We start from the raw sequence: 16,542 nt of genomic DNA, 5'->3' as shown, positions 1-16,542 counted from the left end.
CCAGCGACAAAGGTGCGCCGCTTCGGTTGCCGCAACTTGATCCACGGAGTAGTCCGAGCCTCGGCCATCCGCTGGTTGAGTAGTCCGAGCCGCTGGGCGAGGACGTATCGAAACCAGGTGACGCTCCATGATTCCGATGCCCCGACCTCTCACCCAGCGTGTGACGCCGTCGGTGTGACGAAGTCGCCGGCGGTCATCTCGGCTGCCGCAGATTCGGTTGCCTTGTAGTGCAGTTTCTTCCCGGTCGCCGAGACGGGTAGCGAATCGACGAACCGGTAGGCGCGCGGTCGCTTGAATTGCGACAGCATCGGGTGGCTGCGGCAGTAGTCGTCGAGCTGCTCCGCGGTCGGCGATGCCCCTTCCGCCGGAAGGACATAGGCGACCACCAGTCGGCCCCAACGTTCATCGGGAACACCCACGACCAGCGAGTCGGCCACGTCGGGGTGGCCGTTGAGCGCTTCCTCGACCTGCACGGGGTGCACGTTCTCGCCGCCGGAGATCAGCATGTCGTCTTTGCGGCCGACGATGGTGACGAACTCGTCGGTGTCCCAAGTGGCGAGGTCGCCGATATGCAGCCAGCTTCCGCGGTACTTGGCCTCTTCCTGTGCCGGTGAATCATAATAGGCAGCAGCACATTTCGGTGACCGGATGATCACCTCGCCGACCTCAATACCGTCACGGTCGACTACCTCGTCGGGGCTCGCGAGCTTTCCGTCGTCGCGCACCTTGACCACCCGCACCTCGTCATCGACGCAAGCGCGTCCGGCCGTTCCGGCGTGGTCGGGCAGATCTGTTGGCCGCAGGAAGGTGTTCCAGAACCCCTCGGTGCTGCCGTACCCGTTGAAGATCCGCGGCGTCAGCACGTGCTGATAGTGCAGGGCGGCATCACGTTCCAGCGGTGCGCCCATGGTGACGATGCCCTTGAGGCTGGAGAGATCTCGTGGATTCGCCTGCTGGGCGTTGGCGAGCATGGCGAGATTGGTGGGGGCACCGATCAGGAAGGTCAGCGCGTAGCGCTCCACCCAGTCGAGCGTGCGTTCCGGATCGAAGGTGCGCATCGGTAGCAGCGACGAGCCCAGGTAGAACGTCGGATTCGGGCCAGCGCAGTACAGCCCACCCCGGTGAAACCACGGTGTCATGTTCAGCGTCCGGTCCTCCGGTGACAGCGGAAAGTGCATGATCACGTCGTGCGCCGAGAAGATCTCGATGGCACTGTTCATCGGCACCGCCTTGGGCATTCCCGTGGTGCCGGACGTGTACAGGCGAGTCGTCTCGTCGTAGATCGACGGACTCGGCGCGGGCACCGCCGCGTCCGAGCGCAGGTCATCGAACCGGATCGACACCGGGCCGTCGACCAATTGGCCGTCGCCCACACCGACGAGCACGTGCGGGGTGTGCCGGGCGAGCGAGATCGCTTCGGTCACCGTCGCGGTCAGGTCGGTGTCGTAGACGTAGATCTTCGGCCGGCTGATGTCGAGGATCACAGCGGTCTCCCCGGCAGCGAGACGGAAATTGACCGGTGAGCCGACCGTTGCGGCCGCCTGCGTGGCGAGATACAGCTGCGCGAACTCGGGTCCGTTGAACAACTGATAAGCCACCACATCGCCCTCGTCTACGCCGCGGGCACGCAGTCCGGCGGCGAGAGAATCAACGCTTCGGCCGAGGTCGGCGTAGGTCCAGGTGGTGTCGGTGACCGGGTCGATCATCGCGACCGCACCGGCATACCGGGTGACGTTGCGGCGAAAGCCATTCAGGTAGGTGAACTCGTTCTCGAAGAAGCTCCGGTACTGGTGGGCGTCGTAGACGTAGCTCTGGGAGTCGTTGGTGCTCATGGCAGATCTCCGATGATCCGGGGGAGGTGGTTGGCCGCTCAGCCGGCCATGGTGAGACCGCCGCTGACGCTGATCACCTGACCGGTGATGAACGATGCTGCGGCCGACGCGAAGAACAGGACCGGTGCCGCGACCTCGTCTGGGCGGGCCAGGCGACGGAACGGGATCGCCTTGACCAGGGCCTCTTTGAGCTTGTCGGACTGTGCCTGGAACAGCGGGGTGTCGGTGGGACCCGGGCACACCGCGTTGACGGTGATCTGGTGCCGCGCCATCTCGCGTGCCAGGGATTTCGACAGTGCGATGACGCCGCCCTTGGCTCCGGCGTAGATCGATTCGCCGGAGCTGCCGACACGACCGGCGTCGGAGGCGAGGTTGATCACGCGTCCGCCCTGCCAGCCGTCGCCCTTGGCTGCCTCGACCATGCCGGGCAGGAACGCGCTGGCCATGTGGACCGGGCCGAGGTAATTGATGGCGACCACCTTCTCGGCGAACTCTGTTGTCGCGTTGAGGAACTGGTCGGTTCGGTCCCAGCCGGCGGCGTTGACCAGGATGTCGGGTACACCAACCTCCGAGTGGACCGCGTCGCGCAGTGCATCGACAGTGGTGCGGTCGGCGACGTCGACGCTCATCGGCACGATCGTCGTGTTCTGTTCGGCGGTCTGCTTGGCAGCGTCGAGGTTCAGGTCGGCGGCCACGACGGTGGTGCCCTGCTCGGCGAAAGCCAGGGCGATGGCCCGTCCGATACCTGATCCGGCGCCGGTGACGACCGCGATGTTGGTGCTGCTCATGGTGTGTCCTTGTCGGTCGGGTTGTTCAGAGTCGATCGTGTGGCTCAGGCACCGACGTACTTGTTGAAGTCCGGCACGCGCTTCTCGGCGAAGGCGGTGGCGCCCTCGAGGCCCTCGGGGGAGTGGGTGAACAGATCCAGCGCGCTCATCGCCATGTTCGACAGGCCCGCCTGGTGGTCGGTGTCGGCGTTGAAGCTCTGCTTGAGGAACTTGATGGTGGTGGGAGACTTCTCCGCGATCTCGGCGGCGACCTTCTTGGCCTCGTCGAGCAGGTCGGCGGCCGGGACCACCCAGTTCACCAGGCCCCAGCGCTCAGCGGTTTCCGCGTCGTACTGGCGGCAGAGGTACCAGATCTCGCGGGCGCGCTTCTCGCCGACAATGCGGGCGAGGAACGCCGAGCCGAACCCGGCGTCGAACGAACCGACCTTGGGGCCGGACTGGCCGAAGCGGGCGGTGTCGGCGGCGATGGTGAGGTCGCACAGCACGTGCAGCACGTGCCCGCCGCCGATGGCCAAGCCGTTGACGGCCGCGATCACCGGCTTGGGGATGTCGCGGATGGTCTTGTGCAGGTTCCCGATCTCGAACATGCCGCTCTCGGAGGGTCCGTAGTCACCGGTCTCCGCGCGTTGCTTCACGTCGCCGCCGGTGCAGAACGCCTTCTCGCCGGCACCGGTCAGGATCACCGCCTGCACGTCGCGGTCGGCCCAGGCGCGCCGGAATGCGTTGATCATCTCCTCGACCGTCGTGGCCCGAAAGGCGTTGTAGCGCTGTGGTCGATTCATCGTGATGATCGCGGTCGGTCCCTCGACGGTGTACTCGATGTCCTCGTAGTTCATGAACTCCAACTCCTTCCATCGGCGCGGATCGTGACCGCACTCTCATAGTGAGTGAACGTACATTCACGCTTTGAGACGTGTCAAGGGGTGATTGTTGCCGGCTGCGTATTGACGCAGCCGCAGCCATGGGATACACATGTTTCCCATGGCTGACAGATCGTTTGATCCGCAGGGTGTCGAGCCCTTCGTCGGCGCTGCGGGGCTTCCGGGGTCCTCCGAATCCGCTGCGCCGCAACGCAAGCACCATAGGGTATGGGCTGTAGACAGCGTCGAAGACGACGGGTATTTCGGTCGTCGGTCACTGTCATGGACGATCCTCGGCGCTACGCCCGTGCCACTGATGATTGCGCAGATCACCAATCTCCTCGAGGCGCCACATGTCGATTTTCAATCGGTGATGCTCGATCATGATCCGCTGTACCCGACGAACCGGAAGAAGCAGCGAGCCTGGCGCGGCGATCCGGCAACAAAAGGGGGTCGGATAACCGACAGGCTGCGGCGGACCGTCGTCGGTCCGTTACCGATCATTTTCGGCGACCGCGAGACGGCCCGGCGATGCGCCGACAGGCTTGTCGCGTACCACCGCCCGATGCAGGGAATCAACAGCGACGACGGCGAGATGTACTCAGCGGTCGACCCCGACACCATGTTGTTCGCGTCCGTCACCATCGCACACGGGGCTCTCCTTGCATACGAACGATTCGTGTTTCGGGACAGGCGGTTCCCGCGCCGGTTGCCCGAGTGCGATCGGGACCAGTTCTTCGCCGAAACCGCAGAACTCGCGGTCCTCATGGGTGTCCCCAGGGATCGGATACCGGTTACGGCGCGAGATGTCGCCCACTACTATCGCTCGCAGTCGTACAAATACCGCAAGCGGCAGGGTTATTTCGGTAGTCAGCTACGTACGGCCAAGAGCCAGTTCAGGCTGACAGATGCCGACACGGCCGGCACCATGGCCGCCGACCTCCTGCTGGTGGGAACAACGTTTCTGGCCTATGGCGCGATTCCGCGTCCATGCCGACGCCTGCACCGCATTCCGCGCATCGCCGATCCGCTACTGGATCTGCTCTATCTGGCCTCTCTGCCTGCGTTCGCCCTGCTCCACGTCGGTCGACTCGGTCCGCGGTTGGTTGATGCATTCATCGGAGAGGGCAACGCAGAAGCCATCCGGCGGTCGCAGCTCGCTTGCTGAGCGACTCGAGCATCGCGGAACCCGGATCGCAGTGGCAACCAGCGTCGCCTGGCTGCAACCCCATCGACCTCAGCGTGCATGATTGGCTCATGGACGAGCCGATTGTCTGGCGCGGTCAAACCATGGACGACCGTTCCGCGGAACGCCGAGCGCAGCTTCTCGACGTGGGTTTCGACATGATCGGAACCCACGGCGCACCGAGCGTGACGCTCCGGGCGGTGTGTCGGGAGGCGGGCCTGAGTCCGCGCTACTTTTACGAGAGCTTCGCCGATCGAGAGGAGCTGCTCACAGCGGTGTACGACCACGCCGAGGCGGGTCTTCTCGCGCGGTTGGTCCCGGCGAACGAGGCCGCGCCGAAGCTGTCGATCCGCGAGATCATCGACATATGCGCCGAGTATTTCGAAGAAGACCCGCGTCGAGCGCGCACTCTGTTGCGAGAGCCGTTGTCGGATGACGTTTTACGAGCACATCAAGCCGGTCGGTCGCCGGCGTTCCTGAGCGCAATCATCCCCGCGCTGGGGGGCGTGGACGATAAGCTGCTTCCACGTGACTCGACCGAATTGTCGGTGTTGGCCGCGGCGCTCGCGGGTGTATCGATCTCGCTCTACCTCGAATGGCTCGATGGGCGAATCGAATTGAAGCGCGACGAACTCGCCGAGATGGCCGACCGACTCGTCACAGCGATCGCCGAAGTGGTTACCACGCGCGGCGAAGGCGGTTGACGCTACGTGTTGCGCCGCCGCCGTGTCATCGCCGAATGCGTCGTTTCCGAGTTGAGTGCGGGCACCGGTAGCGGGGTGAATCCCCGGTCATCGCTGCGTATTCCGTCCAGAAAGAACGTCAGGTAGCGCTCGTAGGCCTCCGGCGCCACGTCACGCGTGCTGTCGATTATTGGTGCCATTGCCGACTGGATGAATGTCACGTCGGTCGGCTCGAAGTCCTCGCGGACAACGCCGGCATCCTTCGCTCGGCGTACCAACTCGACGATCAATGGGGCGATCCGGACACGGACGTCGTTGATCCTGGCGTCGCCGAGGGTGGGGTCGTCGAGGATCTGGTGCAGGCCGCGGTCGCCGAACTGCATCTTCAGGGTGCGTCGGAGGTAGCCGGCGAGCGCCGTCCACGGGTCCGGCTCGTCGAGAGCTTCGCGTGCCACTGCTTCGACGGCTTGTAGTCGCTCTTCGAAAAGGGTGTCGATGACCTCTTCCTTGTTGGCGAAACGACGGTACGCGGTACCCACCCCGACGCCTGCGTGATGGGCGATGTCGTTGAGGGTGACGCCGAGTCCCTTCTCGGCAAACAGTTCCCGAGCCGCGTCCAGTAATCGCTCGCGGTTGATCGATGCATCCTTGCGCAGCGGTCGGGAGGAGTGCGCTTTCGCCATACAGCCACTGTAGCAGTGAAACGGATTGACGGTATCCGCTTATTGGCATACGGTAGTAACCGGATGAACGATATCCGTTAAGTCGTGAGGAGAATGGCATGAAGTACACGCAGAGTGGCGGACAAACCGGCGCCGGACCCGAGGCGTGGTTCACCGGAACGGTTCAGATCGATGGCATTCGTAACCCGGACGAGCAGTCGGCGATCGGCTGCGCGCACGTCCGCTTCGCGCCGGGTGCCCGCACCGCCTGGCACCACCACCCAAAAGGGCAGACGCTGTATGTCACGGACGGGATAGGACTGGTCGCCACCCGTGAGGGCGGTGTTCAGGAGATCCGTCCCGGCGATGTCGTTTACATCGAGCCGGGCGAGGAACACTGGCACGGGGCCACCCCGGATCGCTTCATGGCGCATGTGGCGATGCAGGAAGCTGACGAGAGCGGCGAGGTTGTCACGTGGCTCGACCACGTCACCGACGCCGAGTACACGGCCTGACGCGAACAGAGAACAGGAGCGAAAAGCCATGATCTTCAACGAGACCTACACACTGGCCAACGACGTGCAGATCCCCAAGCTCGGTCTGGGCACCTGGTTCATCGACGACGACAAGGCCGCGCACGCCGTCCGGTCGGCCATCGACATCGGATACCGCAACATCGACACCGCCCAGGCCTATGGCAACGAACGCGGCGTCGGCGAAGGGGTGCGCACGAGCGGCGTCGCCCGCAGCGACCTGTTTGTCTCTACCAAGCTGGCCGCCGAGATCAAGGACCATACGGAGGCGGCGGCGGCGATCGATGACTCACTGCGCACGATGGGCCTCGACTATATCGATCTGATGCTGATCCACAGCCCGCAGCCGTGGGCCGACTGGCGTGGAGGCGACTACGCCGAGGGCAACCTCGAGGCGTGGCGTGCGCTTGAGGAGGCGCACCAGGCCGGCAAGCTGCGCGCGATCGGTGTGTCGAACTTCCAGGCAAGCGACCTCGACAACATCCTTGCCAAGGGCACCATCGCCCCGCACGTGAATCAGATCCTCGTGCACGCGGGCAACACCCCGGTAGACCTGATCGACTACTGCGAACAGAAGAACATCCTGGTCGAGGCGTACTCGCCGATCGGGCACGGTGAGGTGCTCAAGAATGACGAGGTTGCGTCAATTGCACACCGCTACGAGGTGAGTGTGCCGCAGTTGTGCATCCGCTACACCCTGCAGCTGGGAGCGGTGTCGCTACCGAAGACTGCCAACCCCGAGCACATGCGTAGCAACGCGCAGGTCGACTTCACCATCTCCGATGAGGACATGGCCACCCTGCGCACCATGCGGATCGAGGACTACGGAGATGCCGCCGCGTTCCCGGTGTTCAGCGGCGTGTGACCCTCACGTCCGCGTGCCCGTCAGGTTATGGCCGCAGTTTCAGGTTCCGGCTTGGAGCCAGAACTGCGGCCGGAACCTGTAGCTGCGGCCAGAACTTTCGGCGGGTCAGTCCAGACTCTCGGCGGGTCAGTCCAGACCCTCGGGGCGTCAGTCGAGGCCCTGCTGGGCCGTTCGGTCACCGCGGCGCACGGCCGCGCGTTGGATGAGGACGATCGTCGTCCCTAGGACCCCGACCGCGAGCCCGACCAGACACACTGCGAGCGTGCGATCGCCGCCCCATCCGCCGATCCACACCACTACCGTGGCGACGAGCCACGCGGCCATGCCGACGATGATCACCGGTTCGGGGGCGCGCAGCGCGCGGGGGAGTTCCGGTATGTCTCGTGCGTCGGCCATGGCTTCAGAGTAACTTTCGACTGTGCCCACCGATCCGTCGAGCGAGCCCAGCACTGCGTCGACAGAACAAGGGTCGCCAGAACCCGCACATTCGTCGACATCATCCGACACTTCGCCCAGCGCTTCCGAACCGGCGCCGAGGGCGACCAACCCGGCGGCTGTGGAACCCGATCGGCCGCCGAGTGAACCGACCGGTGGCGTCGACCGCTTCTTCAAGATCAGTGAACGGGGATCGTCACTGACCCGCGAGGTCCGCGGCGGACTCGTCAGCTTCTTCACGATGGCCTACATCATCGTGCTCAACCCGATCATCATCGGCGGCATCCCCGGTGAACCGAAGAACGCCGACGTTCTGGGTAACGTGCTGCCGCTGGTCCAGGTCGCGGCGGTCACCGCGCTGGTCGCCGGTGTCATGTCGATCATCTTCGGGCTGGTCGCCAACTACCCGTTCGCCATCGCCACCGGACTGGGCATCAACAGCCTCCTGGCAGTCACCATCGCGCCCCAGGTCACCTGGCCCGAAGCGATGGGCCTGGTCGTCATCGACGGCATCATCATCGTGCTGCTGGCCGTCACCGGATTTCGCACCGCGGTGTTCAACGCGGTGCCGCCGGAACTCAAGGCCGCGATCGCCGCCGGCATCGGCGCGTTCATCGCCTTCATCGGTTTCGTCGACGCGGGATTCGTGCGGCGCGTCCCAGATGCCGCGAACACCACGGTGCCGGTGCAGCTGGGCACCGACAACTCGATCAACACCGTCCCCACCCTGATCTTCTGCATCGGGGTACTCCTGATGGGAGTGCTCGTCGTCCGCCGAGTGCCCGGTGGTCTGCTGATCGGGATCGTCATCACGACCGTCCTCTCGATCATCCTGGAAGCAACCCTCGACCTCGGGTCCAGTGCGGTCAACCCGGACGGCTGGAGTCTGTCGATTCCACAGATCCCTGACGGGCTCGGCGGCCTGCCCGATCTCGCGCTGGTCGGTGATGTCGACCTGTTCGGTGCGTTCACACGTATCGGTGTGCTCGCCGCCTCGGTCCTCGTGTTCACCCTGGTGCTCTCGAACTTCTTTGACGCGATGGGCACGATGACGGGCCTCGGCAAAGAAGCCGGCCTGTCCGACGCCAAGGGCAACCTGCCCGGTGTGGGCAAGGCGCTGGTCGTCGAGGGCACTGGCGCCATCGCCGGCGGCGTCGCATCCTCGTCGTCGAACACGGTGTTCGTCGAATCGGCCTCCGGCATCGCCGAAGGCGCCCGCACCGGCCTGGCCAATGTCGTTACCGGCGGTCTGTTCCTGCTGGCCATGTTCTTGACGCCGCTGTACGAGATCGTGCCGCTCGAAGCCGTCGCACCCGCGCTGGTGGTGGTGGGTGCCATGATGATCGGCCAGCTCACCACGGTCGACTTCACCAAGTTCTACTACGCGCTGCCGGCGTTCCTGACCGTGGTGATCATGCCGTTCACCTATTCCATCGCCAACGGCATCGGCGTCGGGTTCATCAGCTGGGTGGTCCTCAATGCGGCGGCCGGACGAGCGCGGTCGGTGCATCCGCTGCTGTGGATCATCGCCGCGGTGTTTCTCGCCTACTTCGCGCGCGGACCGATCTACGACCTCGTCGGATGAGCGCGGTCAGCCCCGTTGTGTACGTCGTTGGTACGACAACGCCGGTTCGCATTCGCAAAAACTGACGTTAACCCGTTGCAAGACCGCGGAAGTGAATTACGCTTAGCGTTGGGAACCACGTGGTCTCAGATTTGACTCGCTCGGAACGGACACGGCGGCATGACGATCTCACAGCTCACTCGCGAAGACACCATCCTCTCGGACCGGACGCTGTCTGGGGAATTGTCGCTGGCGGTGGTCCGACTCGCCAGACGGCTGCGCGGCAGGCGCGCCAGCAAGGTCGTCTCGCTGACACAGCTCTCCGCGCTGCACACACTGCACCACGAGGGTCCGATGACTCCTGGCGCCCTGGCCCTGGCCGAACGGGTGCAGCCGCCCTCGATGACCCGGGTCATCGCCTCGCTGTCCGACCTGGGCATGGTCAAACGCGAGCCGCATCCCACCGACGGGCGGCAGGCGATCGTGACGCTGTCGCAGAAGGGCAGCGATGTGATCACCGCCGAGCGTGATGCGCGGGAGGAGTGGCTCAGTGCGCGCCTCGACGAACTCACACCCGAGGAGCGCTTAACCCTCGCGGCCGTCGTGCCGATTATCAACAAGGTCATCACCAGCGACGATGATCGCTGAGTGAATCCCGACCAGCGGGCCGCGCTACCAGTTGCGGACAGCTAGAAAAAGGTGCCCGAGTACGGTGCCCGATCGGTGGCGAAAGCGCGGTCGAACGCCCGCAACGTTGCCGCGTCCGCAGCCCACACTCGTTCGGCGGCGGCGAGCGTGCGCGCCGGGGTCCCGCCGAGGAACACCGACCCCAACGCCGAGATGTCCATGCGGATCGTCGGCGCCGACGTACTCGGGGTGACCGTCGCCGCACCGTCACGCACGGACAGGTCGAACACTCCGCCCCGGCCGCGGAACTCGTCGGTGACCTCGAGGACCACATCCAGATCGGCGGAGTAGGTGCGTGATTGCAACGCACGGTCGACGTCGAGAATGCGCAGCCACATCTTGTCGTGCACCCCGGTCACCGACACCGCCCGGTGATCGGTGAGCTTTTCCGGCAACGGGTCGTCGGCGGGAATCGATGCGGTCACCGAGGACATCAGGTCCAGGCCGACCAGGACCCGCCACAGATCGGTGTGTGCCGCCTCGGTCACGGCGACCACCTCCGAGATGTCACCCCGCGCGGGCTCCACCGAGGTGTTGATCCGGTAGCTGGCGTAGCCGTCGGCATGCAGCAGGTAATGCAGGCCGCTGGTCTGCGCGGGCCGCTGCGATCGGCGGTCGGCGAGAATCGGCTCCCACCAGGACGCCGGGCGGCTCAGTGCGCCGGGCCGCGTCGCCACCCATCGAGCATGGATCTCGGGAACGCGGCGAGCCACGTCCTCGCCGGACGCGTAGTTCACCGGCGAGATGTGCTTGTCGGCCCGATGGCGCATCTTCGCGGCCCCGAGATCGATCGAGACGTCGTGCGCATGACATGCAGGTCCGAACCCGAAGCGTTCGTAGATGGTCGCCTCGCTGGCGGTGAGGATGGCGAACACCTGATCCTCGGATTCCCACTGGTCGAACAGCTCGGTGATCATCGTGCGCAGAATGCCCCGCCGACGATGGGTGGCCGCGACCGACACCCACGACAAACCGGCCGCAGGCGTCTGGCCGCCGCCGGGCACCGTCATCGCCATCCGGTAGAACATCGACACGCCCACCAGCGGCGCCCCCACCAGTCCCTGCGGGTCACGGACCAGCACGACGTCGCGGTTGTCGACCTTGCCGCGCAGGTCGGCCTGCTCTGCCGCCGACAGCGGATCGGTCATCAGGAACGCCCGGGCATCCGTCGCGAAGATCTCGTCCCAATCGGCGTCGGTGGCACGCGCCAGGGTGAGATCGGACGAGGTGGCTTGCGAGATACTCACCGGTCAACCGTTTCACAGTGCGGGTTTGTGCGAGCGATCAGCCCCGCCTTTCCCGATCAGGCCGGCGGGCCACCGCCGGCGAGGACGGCCCGGGTTGGCAGACTGGTCACGTGTCCAGCATCTGTGTCGACGTGATCGACATCGACGACCCCGCCGACCAGCGCGTCGATGACTTCCGTGACCTCAATTCCGTCGACCGACGACCCGATCTCCCTGCCCTGCCGGGCGGGCGCGTCGGCAAGGGGCTGGTGATCGCCGAGGGCGTGTTGGTGGCGCAGCGGATGATCGCCTCCCGGTTCACCCCGCACGCCTTCCTCGGCGTCGACAAGCGGCTCGGCGAGCTCACCGATGCTCTCACCGTCCCGTCGGTGCAGGGGGTGCCGTTCTATCGGGCATCAGCAGAGGTGATGGCCGAGGTGGTGGGATTTCACCTCAACCGCGGCGTGCTGGGTGCAGCTCGGCGTCCCGACGCGCTGTCGGTGGGTGAGGCGATCGAATCGGCACAGACGGTCGCCGTCCTCGAGGGCGTCAACGACCACGAAAACATCGGCAGCATCTTCCGCAACGCGGCCGGACTCGGCGTGGATGCGGTTCTGTTCGGGGCCGGATGTGCCGACCCGCTCTACCGCCGCTGTGTGCGCGTCTCCATGGGACACGCCCTGCTGGTTCCGTTCGCCCGCTTCGACGACTGGCCGCGTGGGCTGTCGGTGTTGCGCGACAACGACTTCCGGACCATCTCCCTGACCCCGGGAGAGGGGTCGAAACCGCTGTCGGAGACGGTTGACACCCCCAAGGTGGCATTCCTCGTCGGCGCGGAGGGCCCGGGGTTGTCCGAAACCGTGATGCGTGCCAGTGATGTGCGCGCCCGTATCCCGATGAGCCGGGGCACCGATTCACTCAACGTGGCCACGGCCGCGGCGATCGCGTTTTACGAGCGTGAACGCTCGCTGACGACCTGAACTGTCTCGGTGTGAACACTGAGGACTCGAGCGCTCTGTGCGGCAGCTACTCAGGAATGCGTAACCGGATGGCTCTCGGTCCGCGAGGCATGTGGCTCGACGACGAGTACCGGAACCGTCGAGTGCGCCACCACGTCAGCGGAAACGCTGCCCAGCAACCGCTCCGAGAATCCGCGGCCATGCCGGCCGACGACGATCAGATCGGCGTCCTGCTTGTCCGCGAAGTCGCGCAACGCCTCACCGGGCGGACCGACGAGGATCTCGTACTCGGCCGGGACAGCAGCCACCTTCCCGGTCACTTCCGCCAATCTGCGTGTGGCGGTCTCGATCATCGGTGTGGAATCGCCCTCGACGACGTCGTCGTACGACAGCACCTCAGCCAACGTCACCGTCCCACGTCGGGCCGCAGCGATGTCGACAGCCGTCGCGAGCGCATGCTCCGATTCCGCCGAACCGTCGATCCCCACCATCACACGTGGGCCCGTTCGCTGTGCGTCAGCATCCGGCGGGCCACCGGCCACCAGCTCCGGATGACGACTCGCCCGGTCGAGTGCGATGAGCGCGAAGAACGGGCCGAGCACCAACCCGATGGGAATCCACATGGGGGAGTGGCCGTGACGGGCGAGCCACAGAGCAGACAGCAGCCCGGCAAGTAGCCAGGCGATGACGAACAGGATCGCGAATGTGGCGTTCATGACTTGATCATCGCGCGAGTTTCCACAAGGCGGTTAGCGGCCAAGGTCACCGAGTGTGGGACCTATGACCCCACTGCTCCGCCATAGCCGGAGTCATCGACCGTCTGGGACGATCACGACTGCACATTGGGCGGAGTAGACGACATTTCGGCTGGTCGAGCCCAACAGCATGCCGGAGAAGCCGCCACGACCGCGGCTGCCCACCACAACCATCTGCGCGGCCTGAGCGTGGTCGAGCAACGCCCGCACCGGTCGGTCACGCACCACCACAGAGCGTATCGGCACATCGGGATATTTGGCGCAGAGGTAGGCGATCTCGGCGTCCAGGCGCGCTTTCTGCTCGGAACGTTGGGTCGGCCAATCCCAGAGCGGCATACCCTGACTTGCGTGGATCAAGGCGAGATCACCGTCGGCCCACGCATGCAGCACGGTGAGTCCGACCTTGCGGACACCGGCCTCCTCGAAGGCGAATTCCAGGGCCGGTCGGTTCGCACGCGACCCGTCGGTGCCTACGACGATGGGTGCCGTCGCGGGTGCGCTGCGTGCATCGCGGACCACCGCGAGTGGGCACCGGCAGTGGGCGGTCATCGCGGCGCTCACCGACCCCAGCAGGGCACGACTCATTGCGCCGAGTCCGCGACTTCCCACGACAACCATTTTTGCCGTCTCCGACCGGGTCAGCAGCTCGGGAATAGGCGCGCCGGAGGCGACCTCGATGCTGATGTCGATCGCCTCCGCGTCGTCGAGAGCGGCCTGAGCGATCGTGCGGGCCTCGGCGACGTCACGCTCGGCCGACGCTCGCAGGGCCTCCTCGTAACTCGGTGGTACCCGGGCGCTGACCGGTGACGCATATGAGGACATCAGTTGCAGCCGGTAGCCGTGGAGTTCCGCTTCATGCGCAGCCCATGTCACAGCGTGCTGGGCGGACGGTGAACCATCCACGCCCACAACGATCTCGGTGACTGTCGACATGGTCGTCTCCCATCGTGCCGCAAGCCCGAAGTCCGGTCCCGTGGTCACCAGTCAACCGCCCCGCTCACGTTCACGCAGCGGCCGTTGAGCACCGTGCGGAGTGACCAAAGGCCCCTGATCGAGGGCTGAAGTCCAGCATTGCCGCCCGGGTGCGCCGCTTTACGGTCGAGGTGATGGTTATGAAAGGAGTCCACCGATGGAACACGGGGACAGCGACCGCCACGACACCGAACACGGTGCCACCGAACACGGGCGCAACATGCCGGTGCTCGTGGGTGTTGACGGCTCCCAGAGCTCGCTCGGCGCAGTGCGGTGGGCTGCCGATCTGTGCGCGCGTACACAGGCGCCGCTCCATCTGATTCACGGTGTGGTACAAAGCAAGTGGTATGCGGCGCACGAAGGTTCGTTGCTCCTCGGGGGCCAGGGTGTGCACGAGCGTTTGCGTGCGGCCGGTGACAAGGCGCTGACCGAAGCAGTCGACATCGTGCACGACAGCGCACCCGGCGTCGATGTCGTCACGTCACTCCTCGACGGTTCGATCGTTCATCACCTACACAATCTCTCCGCTCGGGCGCGGTTGATCGCTGTCGGCGTCGGTCACTCCGGACGGCTTCGCGACCTGGTGCTGGGCAGCCACGTGATGCCGATCATCCATGGGGCACAGTGTCCGGTGATGGCCTGGCGCGAGCCGCCGGCGCAGCGGACCGAGACCGGCAGCATCGTCGTGGGATTCGATGGATCCGCCGGCGCGGAGGACGCGCTGCTGGCGGCGCTCGACCACGCGCGGTCCACGGGCGCGCGGGTCACGATCGCCTCGTTCTGGCCGGTTTCCGCCCTGGTCGGCGTCGGCTATGCGACGACCCTGGTCGATTGGGACACGATCTGCACTGACGGTGAGCGGTGGCTCGCTCGACGCTGCGCGGCCGCATGTGAGAAGTACCCCGAGGTGGCAGTCGACTACGCCTACGAGGACAGCTCTCCGGGACGCGGGCTCGTCGGCCTTTCGGCGACCGCGGGACTGGTCGTCGTTGGCTCCCGCGGCCGCGGCGGGGTCACCTCCACACTGCTGGGGTCGGTGGGTGAGAACGTCATCCACCACGCGAGGTGCCCGGTACTGGTGGTCCGGTGACGTCGACGTCCCGTTGCGGAAACCACGTCTTCGATACCGGCGCTAGAATCTTCGCAACCGATGCGAGACCACGGGTGGAGAGCCGCATGATCACTGTCTTTCTCGTCGATGATCACGAAATCGTCCGCCGTGGCCTGATCGAGCTGATCGATTCCGACCCCGGTCTGACCGTGGTCGGCGAAGCCGGTTCGTACTCACATGCGATGGCGCGGATTCCCGCTCTGCGCCCCGACGTCGCGGTGCTCGATGTCCGACTGCCCGACGGCAACGGCATCGAGTTGTGTCGGGAACTCCTCGGAAAGGTCGACGGTCTGAAATGTCTGATGCTGACCTCCTTCACAGAGGACCAGGCGATGCTCGACGCGATCTTGGCGGGCGCGAGTGGATATGTGGTCAAGGACATCACCGGGATGGAATTGACCAAGGCCATCAACGATGTCGGTGCCGGCCGATCGCTGCTCGACAATCGTGCGGCGGCCGCACTGATGGACAAGTTGCGTCATGAACGCGACCCCGGCCCGCTCGACGCGCTCACGCAACAGGAGCGCATTCTGCTGTCGCTGCTGGGTGAAGGGCTGACCAATCGCCAGATCGCCGCCCGGATGAATCTGGCGGAGAAGACAGTGAAGAACTACGTCTCGCGGCTACTCGCGAAGCTGGGTATGGAGCGACGCACCCAGGCGGCGGTTTACGCGACGAAGCTCGGCAGCCGCAAATCCTGACCGCTGACCCGCAGCGATGACCAAAGTCCCTGTTGTAGGCAACCAACGCCAGGAGAGTTGACTGCCGCCCTCTGGCAACGTTCGACATGAGGAATCGCCGTCGTCGAATTCTGGAGGGGTCATGTTCGGTTCGCTGGCTCGGCAGTTGCGCTGGTGGCGCGTCATGCATTTGTCGAGGAACGGACTCGTCCGTCCGATCGATCGGCTGGAATCGATGACACTGATCGCGCTGGGAATGGCTGCGGCGTGTGGCGTGATCGCCGCCCTCATGGTCGGAAGTACTGCATTCGCAGACGTGCGCGATGGGGTGGTACTCGAACAGCAGCAACGGCATTCGGTGACTGCGACGATCCTTCCGCGGCAGCCGGGGGCGCCGGTGACGGCGCGTTGGACCGAACCCGGTGGCCGGGTGGTGACAGGCCGGATAGATGCGTCGCCGGTTCCCGCCCCCGGCGCGACGAGCAGTCCGTCCGACGCCGAAACCGGTAGCGTTCAGACAATCTGGCTCGATGACAGCGGCGTGGTGGTGCCCGCACCCAGGACGGACGCGGATGCCCTCACCGCAGGTGTCGCCGCGGCGGCCATGGCGGTTGCGGTCGTCGTCACGATCTGGTTCGTCCTGTCGCTGTGGATACGGCGGATCGCTGATCGGCACCGATTTCGGCTCTGGGAGCGTGGGTGGGCAGCCCTGGATTCGCCGAGTCGTCGCTGAGGACGGTCGCA

18 protein-coding genes and 1 pseudogene are annotated in these 16,542 nt (G+C 65.4%); 11 read left to right on the top strand and 8 right to left on the bottom strand.

The genetic code is table 11. From position 1 onward, the window contains the following. Window positions 1–149 precede the first annotated feature (149 nt). The 3 genes from VX037_RS03215 to VX037_RS03205 are packed head-to-tail and all read right to left on the bottom strand — an operon-like array spanning window position 150 to window position 3,456. The gene (locus VX037_RS03215; RefSeq protein WP_328713193.1) at window positions 150–1,832 is read right to left on the bottom strand and encodes a class I adenylate-forming enzyme family protein; all 1,683 of its coding nucleotides are present in this window, start codon (window positions 1,830–1,832) and stop codon (window positions 150–152) included. Window positions 1,833–1,870: 38 nt separating this feature from the next. Then, a complete protein-coding gene (locus tag VX037_RS03210) occupies window positions 1,871–2,620 on the bottom strand; it encodes an SDR family NAD(P)-dependent oxidoreductase (RefSeq protein WP_328713192.1) in 750 nt (249 codons plus the stop codon). Between the two features lie 44 nt (window positions 2,621–2,664). Then, entirely contained in the window at window positions 2,665–3,456 is a 792-nt protein-coding gene (locus VX037_RS03205) for an enoyl-CoA hydratase-related protein (protein ID WP_235725888.1), read from the bottom strand. Between the two features lie 145 nt (window positions 3,457–3,601). On the opposite strand from VX037_RS03205, the gene VX037_RS03200 reads away from it, so the two are divergent. The 3 genes and pseudogenes from VX037_RS03200 to VX037_RS03190 all read left to right on the top strand — a co-directional run bounded on the left by VX037_RS03200 (window position 3,602) and on the right by VX037_RS03190 (window position 5,370). Further along, window positions 3,602–4,648: an oxygenase MpaB family protein gene (locus tag VX037_RS03200; protein WP_328713190.1), complete on the top strand. Its 1,047-nt coding sequence runs from the start codon at window positions 3,602–3,604 to the stop codon at window positions 4,646–4,648. Between the two features lie 89 nt (window positions 4,649–4,737). Beyond that, window positions 4,738–4,932, top strand: a pseudogene (locus VX037_RS03195) (TetR/AcrR family transcriptional regulator); the annotation flags it as partial. A gap of 9 nt (window positions 4,933–4,941) precedes the next feature. Continuing rightward, entirely contained in the window at window positions 4,942–5,370 is a 429-nt protein-coding gene (locus VX037_RS03190) for a hypothetical protein (RefSeq protein WP_328713256.1), read from the top strand. 2 nt (window positions 5,371–5,372) lie between these two features. On the opposite strand, the gene VX037_RS03185 is transcribed toward VX037_RS03190, so the two are convergent. Next, a complete protein-coding gene (locus VX037_RS03185) occupies window positions 5,373–6,032 on the bottom strand; it encodes a TetR/AcrR family transcriptional regulator (protein ID WP_235725891.1) in 660 nt (219 codons plus the stop codon). A 98-nt stretch (window positions 6,033–6,130) separates the two neighbouring features. Between VX037_RS03185 and VX037_RS03180 the strand changes: the two genes are divergently transcribed. Then, window positions 6,131–6,526: a (R)-mandelonitrile lyase gene (locus VX037_RS03180; protein ID WP_328713188.1), complete on the top strand. Its 396-nt coding sequence runs from the start codon at window positions 6,131–6,133 to the stop codon at window positions 6,524–6,526. Window positions 6,527–6,554: 28 nt separating this feature from the next. Then, the gene (locus tag VX037_RS03175) at window positions 6,555–7,409 is read left to right on the top strand and encodes an aldo/keto reductase (RefSeq protein ID WP_328713185.1); all 855 of its coding nucleotides are present in this window, start codon (window positions 6,555–6,557) and stop codon (window positions 7,407–7,409) included. Between the two features lie 147 nt (window positions 7,410–7,556). On the opposite strand, the gene VX037_RS03170 is transcribed toward VX037_RS03175, so the two are convergent. After that, window positions 7,557–7,805: a DUF2530 domain-containing protein gene (locus tag VX037_RS03170; protein WP_235725894.1), complete on the bottom strand. Its 249-nt coding sequence runs from the start codon at window positions 7,803–7,805 to the stop codon at window positions 7,557–7,559. 160 nt (window positions 7,806–7,965) lie between these two features. Here VX037_RS03170 and VX037_RS03165 point away from each other — a divergent pair, with 160 nt between their 5' ends. Beyond that, window positions 7,966–9,429 carry an NCS2 family permease gene (locus tag VX037_RS03165; RefSeq protein ID WP_235725895.1) on the top strand — a complete coding sequence of 488 codons (1,464 nt, stop codon included), beginning with the start codon at window positions 7,966–7,968 and terminating at the stop codon, window positions 9,427–9,429. Window positions 9,430–9,588: 159 nt separating this feature from the next. Further along, window positions 9,589–10,056 carry a MarR family transcriptional regulator gene (locus tag VX037_RS03160; RefSeq protein WP_235725896.1) on the top strand — a complete coding sequence of 156 codons (468 nt, stop codon included), beginning with the start codon at window positions 9,589–9,591 and terminating at the stop codon, window positions 10,054–10,056. A gap of 41 nt (window positions 10,057–10,097) precedes the next feature. Here VX037_RS03160 and VX037_RS03155 read toward each other — a convergent pair whose 3' ends face one another. Beyond that, a complete protein-coding gene (locus VX037_RS03155) occupies window positions 10,098–11,342 on the bottom strand; it encodes a GNAT family N-acetyltransferase (RefSeq protein ID WP_235725897.1) in 1,245 nt (414 codons plus the stop codon). A 110-nt stretch (window positions 11,343–11,452) separates the two neighbouring features. On the opposite strand from VX037_RS03155, the gene VX037_RS03150 reads away from it, so the two are divergent. Beyond that, entirely contained in the window at window positions 11,453–12,301 is an 849-nt protein-coding gene (locus VX037_RS03150; RefSeq protein WP_328713183.1) for a TrmH family RNA methyltransferase, read from the top strand. A gap of 50 nt (window positions 12,302–12,351) precedes the next feature. On the opposite strand, the gene VX037_RS03145 is transcribed toward VX037_RS03150, so the two are convergent. Next, complete coding sequence (locus VX037_RS03145; RefSeq protein ID WP_328713181.1) at window positions 12,352–12,996, bottom strand: universal stress protein; 645 nt, start codon at window positions 12,994–12,996, stop codon at window positions 12,352–12,354. Between the two features lie 93 nt (window positions 12,997–13,089). Next, window positions 13,090–14,016 carry a universal stress protein gene (locus tag VX037_RS03140; RefSeq protein ID WP_328713179.1) on the bottom strand — a complete coding sequence of 309 codons (927 nt, stop codon included), beginning with the start codon at window positions 14,014–14,016 and terminating at the stop codon, window positions 13,090–13,092. A gap of 148 nt (window positions 14,017–14,164) precedes the next feature. Here VX037_RS03140 and VX037_RS03135 point away from each other — a divergent pair, with 148 nt between their 5' ends. The 3 genes from VX037_RS03135 (at window position 14,165) to VX037_RS03125 (ending at window position 16,531) form a co-directional block, all read left to right on the top strand. Further along, window positions 14,165–15,097, top strand: coding sequence for a universal stress protein (locus VX037_RS03135; protein WP_328713178.1), 933 nt, complete (start codon window positions 14,165–14,167; stop codon window positions 15,095–15,097). Window positions 15,098–15,183: 86 nt separating this feature from the next. Continuing rightward, the gene (locus tag VX037_RS03130; RefSeq protein ID WP_328713176.1) at window positions 15,184–15,819 is read left to right on the top strand and encodes a response regulator transcription factor; all 636 of its coding nucleotides are present in this window, start codon (window positions 15,184–15,186) and stop codon (window positions 15,817–15,819) included. A gap of 163 nt (window positions 15,820–15,982) precedes the next feature. After that, window positions 15,983–16,531, top strand: coding sequence for an Rv1733c family protein (locus VX037_RS03125; RefSeq protein ID WP_328713173.1), 549 nt, complete (start codon window positions 15,983–15,985; stop codon window positions 16,529–16,531). Window positions 16,532–16,542 lie beyond the last annotated feature (11 nt).

Source organism: Gordonia sp. Z-3, from assembly GCF_036233855.1.
Lineage (GTDB): Bacteria > Actinomycetota > Actinomycetes > Mycobacteriales > Mycobacteriaceae > Gordonia > Gordonia tangerina.
Note: the sequence above shows the minus strand (reverse complement) of the source record. Positions and strands in the feature narration are given on the sequence as shown.

Bases quoted from the DNA above. Each gene is read 5' to 3' on its own strand.
- VX037_RS03215 (WP_328713193.1), bottom strand. From the start codon at position 1,832: ATGAGCACCAACGACTCCCAGAGCTACGTCTACGACGCCCACCAGTAC.
- VX037_RS03145 (WP_328713181.1), bottom strand. From the start codon at position 12,996: ATGAACGCCACATTCGCGATCCTGTTCGTCATCGCCTGGCTACTTGCC.
- VX037_RS03205 (WP_235725888.1), bottom strand. From the start codon at position 3,456: ATGAACTACGAGGACATCGAGTACACCGTCGAGGGACCGACCGCGATC.
- VX037_RS03125 (WP_328713173.1), top strand. From the start codon at position 15,983: ATGCATTTGTCGAGGAACGGACTCGTCCGTCCGATCGATCGGCTGGAA.
- VX037_RS03170 (WP_235725894.1), bottom strand. From the start codon at position 7,805: ATGGCCGACGCACGAGACATACCGGAACTCCCCCGCGCGCTGCGCGCC.
- VX037_RS03185 (WP_235725891.1), bottom strand. From the start codon at position 6,032: ATGGCGAAAGCGCACTCCTCCCGACCGCTGCGCAAGGATGCATCGATC.
- VX037_RS03175 (WP_328713185.1), top strand. From the start codon at position 6,555: ATGATCTTCAACGAGACCTACACACTGGCCAACGACGTGCAGATCCCC.
- VX037_RS03135 (WP_328713178.1), top strand. From the start codon at position 14,165: ATGGAACACGGGGACAGCGACCGCCACGACACCGAACACGGTGCCACC.
- VX037_RS03160 (WP_235725896.1), top strand. From the start codon at position 9,589: ATGACGATCTCACAGCTCACTCGCGAAGACACCATCCTCTCGGACCGG.
- VX037_RS03200 (WP_328713190.1), top strand. From the start codon at position 3,602: ATGGCTGACAGATCGTTTGATCCGCAGGGTGTCGAGCCCTTCGTCGGC.
- VX037_RS03180 (WP_328713188.1), top strand. From the start codon at position 6,131: ATGAAGTACACGCAGAGTGGCGGACAAACCGGCGCCGGACCCGAGGCG.
- VX037_RS03130 (WP_328713176.1), top strand. From the start codon at position 15,184: ATGATCACTGTCTTTCTCGTCGATGATCACGAAATCGTCCGCCGTGGC.
- VX037_RS03210 (WP_328713192.1), bottom strand. From the start codon at position 2,620: ATGAGCAGCACCAACATCGCGGTCGTCACCGGCGCCGGATCAGGTATC.